Genomic DNA, 4,410 nt, shown 5'->3' with positions numbered 1-4,410 from the left:
TCCTGAGCTCACGCAAAGATCGAAAAACCCTGGCTGTTACACCGTTTGCCGGGCAGACCCCGCGGAAAGGTCGAGCGGGAGCGAGACCACCCCTCGGTGGATGAGGCTGGGCAGATAGGTGAGGGTGTCGGTGGCCAGAGACAGGCCGGGGGCCCGCGCGATGAGCGTGCGGATCGCGGTTTCCGCCTCCATCCGGGCCAGCGGCGCTCCCAGGCAGTAGTGCAGACCGAGGCTGAAGCCCAGATGGCGGCGAGGGGCCGGGGCAGCCGCGTACCGGGTGATGTCGAAACGGTCGGGATCGGTGTAGACCGTCCGGGTCCCGGCCGGCGGAGGCCATCAGGACGATCACGCCGTCACCGCGGGCGAAGGTGTGCCCGGCCACGGTCGTCTCGGTGAGCGCGACCCGCATCGTGAACTGGGTGGGCGTGTCGTAGCGAAGCATCTCCTCGACGGCCGCAGAGGTGAGCTCCGGTCGTTCGCGCAGCAGAGCCAGCTGGTCGGGATTGCGCAGCAGAGCGATCATTCCGTTGCCGATGAGGTTGATACTCGTCTCCATGCCCGCGACCAGCAGGAGCACGCAAATGCCCAGCACCTCGGCCGCGGTGAGGACCTCGCCCTGTTCCTCCACCCCGACGAGCATGCTCAGCAGGTCGTCGGTGGGGTGCGCCCGCCGCTGCCCGATCAGGGCGTGCAGGTAGGCGACGACCTCCTGGCCGGCTCTGCTCCGGTCTGCGACGTCCTGGGCCGACAACAGGTCGTCCGGGTCGGTGCCACGGGCGATCGCCAGCTCCCAGTTCCGCAGCGCCGGCCGGTCCTGTTCGGGGACGCCCAGCAGCCGACCACCGACCATGGTGACGGCCAGCGGTGCGGACAGGTCCCGGATGACGTCGATCTCGCCGGCCTCGAGCGCGGCATCGACCAGCCGGCCCACCAGCTCGTCGATCATCGGCGCGAGACTTGCGACCATGCGGGCGCTGAAGGCCTTGTTGACCAGCCTGCGCAGCCGCCGGTGATCGGGAGGGTCCATCCGGATGAAGGAGCCGGGCAGGGATGCAGCCTGGTCCCAGAAGGGGCTCAGCCCGTCCTCGTGGCCGTGGCCCCAGTCCTGGCTTCCCAGGATCGCCGCACAGTCGTCGTACCGGCTGACCAACGCGACCGGGACGTCGTGAAGGAAGAGCGGGGACAGCCCGGCCGCCTCGCGGACCCGCTGGTAGCTCGGGTACGGGTCGGCCCGGTTGGCAGGATCGAACCCGTCGAACTCAACGTGACTGGGACTCACCGTGGTCATTCCCTGCTCCTTGTCGTTCAGGCAAGCCGTTCGAGCCGGATTCAGGCGCTCAGGCGCTCAGGCGCACGGGAAGTTCCGACATGCCGCGGACCACGAGGTTCGGGCGGTACGGAGGTGGATCAGCCAATAACGTGAACGCAGACACCCGCGCGGCGATGGCGCGCAGCGCGACTTCCACCTCCAGGCGCACCAGGGATGCGCCGATGCAGTAGTGCAGGCCGAGGCCGAAGGCCAGGTGGCGGTTCACCCGTCCCCGGTGGGCATATCGGGTCAGATCCAGGCGATCGGGATCGGTGAACGCCTGCGGGTCCCGGTTGGCCGACCCGAGGATCAGGATGAGACTGTCCCCGGAGGCGAACGTGTGTCCGGAGACGGTGATCTCCTGGCGGGCCGTGCGGGTTGTCAGCTGTGCGGGAGCGTCATAGCGCAACATCTCGTCCACCGCCGGCAAGGCGAGGTCCGGCTGCTGACGCAGGAGCTCGAACTGGTCGGGATGACGGATGAGCGCGAGGATCCCGTTACTGATCAGGTTGACCGTGGTCTCGTGCCCGGCGACGACCAGCACGAGCAGCGTGCCGAGCATCTCCGCAGCCGTGAGTCGGTCGTCTTCGGCCTCAACTTGGGCCAGCGCGCTGATGAGATCCTGACGGGGCCGGGCCCGGCGCTCTGCCACCAGAGCACCGAAGAAGTCCAGGAACTCGCCGACGGCGGCCGTCCGGTTCGCGAGTTCGTCCGCGGACATCAGGACGTCGGGATCGAGACCACGGGCGATCCCGGCCGACATCCGCCGGATGGCCGCGTGCTCGCTTTCGGGCACGCCGAGAAGCTCGCACACCATGGTCAACGGCAGCGGGTAGGCGAACGCCTCGACAAGGTCCACCTCGCCGGCGGCCAACGCCTTGTCGAGCAGATCGGCCACGACCCGCTCCGCGTGCCCGCGCATCCCCTCGATCCTGCGGGGGGTGAACGCCTTGCTCACCAGCCCCCGCAGCCGCGTGTGGTCCGGGGGCTCCATCCAGAGGAAGGATCCGGGCAGCTCCACGTCGCTGTCCGGGTGGAGCAGCTCGGACTCCTCGGCGTGGCTCCAGGCCGGATTCTGCAAGATGGCGTCGCATTCGGCGTAGCCCGGTACAAGGTGTGGGCCGAGCAGCCCCGGGACAAACGGACCGGCAGCGCGCAGAACGTCATAACTGCGGTACGGGTCGTGCCGCCATGCGGGCGTGAAAGCGTCGATGACAGCGTGTTGAACGCTGGTGGTTTCTTCGACCGCGGCAGCAGTGATGTGCCGAGTGCCGGCGAGGTCCACGTGCAACTCCGTTCGGTGAGGAGAACCGGCGGTGTAGCCAGCGGTGTAGCCAATCGACCGGGCGTGCGCAGTGGCACCCGCGAAGGACACGCGTCATGCTGGATCCCACCGGCGTCGAACGTCAAGATTCGCCGGCCGAGTTCTATCGTTTGATTGAGTGTGTCAACGCGGTTGTTCGAACAGCCGCCGCCCGTTCAAACAACCGCCGTCCGGTGGTCGCGTTCATGACGTTGGTGGAGGATGGGGCCACGGATATCAACCTTCGTTACGCTTCGCCGGCCGGACGCTGGGTGCTGCTCGCCACGGTGCTCGGGTCGAGCATCGCCGCGCTCGACGCCACCGTCGTCAACATCGCCCTCCCCCGGATCGGCGCGGACCTCGACACCGGCCTGGCAGGGCTGCAGTGGACGGTTAACGCCTACACCCTCACCCTCGCCGGCTTTCTCCTGCTGGGCGGCTCGCTCGGTGACAGCTACGGCCGGCGCCGGGTGTTCCTCATCGGTGTGCTGTGGTTCGCCGCCGCCTCGCTGCTGTGTGCGGTCGCCCCAACGGCCAGCCTGCTGATCGCGGCCCGGGCACTCCAGGGGTTCGGTGGCGCTCTGCTGACCCCCGGCAGTCTGGCGATCATCGAAGCGAGCTTCCATCCCGACGACCGTTCGGCGGCGATCGGTGCCTGGTCGGGTCTGGGTGGCGTTGCCATCGCCATCGGCCCGTTTCTCGGGGGCTGGCTGGTCCAGGCCGTCTCCTGGCGGCTGATCTTCCTGATCAACCTTCCGCTCGCCGCGATCGTGCTCTGGGTGTCGTTGCGCCATGTACCCGAAACCCGTAATCCCGCTCCGGCCGCCGGCCTCGACCTGCCCGGGGCGCTCCTGGCAGCGCTGGGCCTGGCCGGCGTGATCTACGCGCTCACCGAGGGCAGCACGCTGGGCTGGGGATCCCCGGCCGTGCTCGTCACCGGTATCGGCGGGGCCGCGGCGCTGGTGGCGATGGTCGTGGTGGAGGCACGCAGCCCCCATCCGATGCTGCCGCTGGAGATCTTCTCCTCCCGCCAGTTCAGCGCCGCCAACCTGGTGACGTTCGTCGTCTACGGCGCGCTGGGGGGCTCGATCTTCCTGCTTCCGGTCGTCCTGCAGAAGGTCGCCGGGTTCTCTCCGATCGAGGCCGGCGCAGCCCTGCTCCCGGTCACGATCCTGATGCTGACCCTGTCGGCCCGGGCCGGCCGCCTCGCCCAGCGCATCGGGCCCCGCCTGCCCATGACCGTCGGCCCCATCGTCGCCGGTACCGGCCTGGCGCTGCTCACCCGTGTCGACGCCGGGAGCACCTACCTCGGTACCGTGCTGCCGGCGATGACCGTGTTCGGGCTGGGGCTGTCGCTGACGGTGGCGCCGCTGACGTCCACGGTCCTCGCCGCGGCCAGCGATCGACACGCGGGGGTGGCCTCCGCGGTCAACAACGACGTCTCCCGGGTGGCCGGCCTTGTCGCGGTGGCCGCTCTGCCCGTCGTCGCGGGCATCTCCGCGAGCGCCTACGCCAACCCCGACGAGCTGGCAGCCGGTTTCCACACCGCCATGTGGATCACAGCGGGGATGTGCGTGACCGGGGGCCTGCTCGCCTTCCTCACGATCCGCCGGCCGGCCCCCGCGCGGCGGCCCGCCGTCGACATCCACCGCTGTCCCCTGGAGGCAGCACCGTTGTGCGGCCCGGACGAATCCCGGGCGCCCGCGCTGCGCTACACCGCAGCCGGGACGGACGGGCCAGCCGAGCCAGCCGCAGGGTGATGAGCCACGACGGGCAGTGAGCGTGGACAAGCTGTGAA

3 protein-coding genes and 1 pseudogene are annotated in these 4,410 nt (G+C 69.4%); 1 reads left to right on the top strand and 3 read right to left on the bottom strand.

Annotated elements, in window-relative coordinates:
- Positions 1–36 precede the first annotated feature (36 nt).
- From U9980_RS18810 to U9980_RS18800, 3 genes and pseudogenes are all read right to left on the bottom strand, one after another.
- A complete protein-coding gene (locus U9980_RS18810) occupies positions 37–282 on the bottom strand; it encodes a hypothetical protein (RefSeq protein ID WP_322769117.1) in 246 nt (81 codons plus the stop codon).
- Between the two features lie 91 nt (positions 283–373).
- Positions 374–640, bottom strand: a pseudogene (locus tag U9980_RS18805) (cytochrome P450); the annotation flags it as partial.
- Positions 641–1,337: 697 nt separating this feature from the next.
- The gene (locus U9980_RS18800) at positions 1,338–2,594 is read right to left on the bottom strand and encodes a cytochrome P450 (RefSeq protein WP_322769116.1); all 1,257 of its coding nucleotides are present in this window, start codon (positions 2,592–2,594) and stop codon (positions 1,338–1,340) included.
- Between the two features lie 224 nt (positions 2,595–2,818).
- On the opposite strand from U9980_RS18800, the gene U9980_RS18795 reads away from it, so the two are divergent.
- On the top strand, positions 2,819–4,372 hold the full coding sequence (locus tag U9980_RS18795) for an MFS transporter (protein WP_322769115.1): 1,554 nt from the start codon (positions 2,819–2,821) through the stop codon (positions 4,370–4,372).
- Positions 4,373–4,410 lie beyond the last annotated feature (38 nt).

Origin of the sequence: Protofrankia sp. Cr1, from assembly GCF_963555865.1 — a bacterium.
In the GTDB taxonomy this organism is placed as follows: Bacteria; Actinomycetota; Actinomycetes; order Frankiales; family Frankiaceae; genus Protofrankia.
Note: the sequence above shows the minus strand (reverse complement) of the source record. Positions and strands in the feature narration are given on the sequence as shown.

Coding starts and splice junctions, on each gene's coding strand:
- U9980_RS18795 (WP_322769115.1), top strand. CDS start 2,819: ATGACGTTGGTGGAGGATGGGGCCACGGATATCAACCTTCGTTACGCT.